The sequence below is a fragment of the Pseudomonas sp. SIMBA_068 genome (assembly GCF_046534705.1).
In the GTDB taxonomy this organism is placed as follows: Bacteria; Pseudomonadota; Gammaproteobacteria; order Pseudomonadales; family Pseudomonadaceae; genus Aquipseudomonas; species Aquipseudomonas putida.
The window spans coordinates 1-258 of the sequence record NZ_JAWRYI010000917.1; the positions used below are offsets into that span (position 1 = coordinate 1).

Consider the following 258-nt stretch of genomic DNA (forward strand, 5'->3'; position numbering starts at 1 on the left):
GTCCCGTTTCTGCTGCCGTCCGGGGCAATGACGGCGGTCAGGTCACCGGCGATGTTGTATTCATACCGCGTTTCATGGCCCTGCGTGTCTTTCACGGCAATTAACTGTCCACGGCTGTCGTATGCGCGGTACTGACTCAGCCCTTCCTCGCGGTGCACCGCCGTCATCTGCCCGAAGCGGTCATGGTCATAACGGGTTACATAACCGGAACAGTCGGTGAAGCTCAGCAACTGACCGTAACGGCTCCACGTCATGGTT

General features: G+C 58.5%; 1 protein-coding gene. It reads right to left on the bottom strand.

Going from position 1 to position 258, the window contains the following annotated elements; genetic code table 11:
- A partial coding sequence (locus SB756_RS32060; RefSeq protein WP_410913501.1) for a hypothetical protein occupies positions 1-258 on the bottom strand: 258 nt, incomplete at both ends.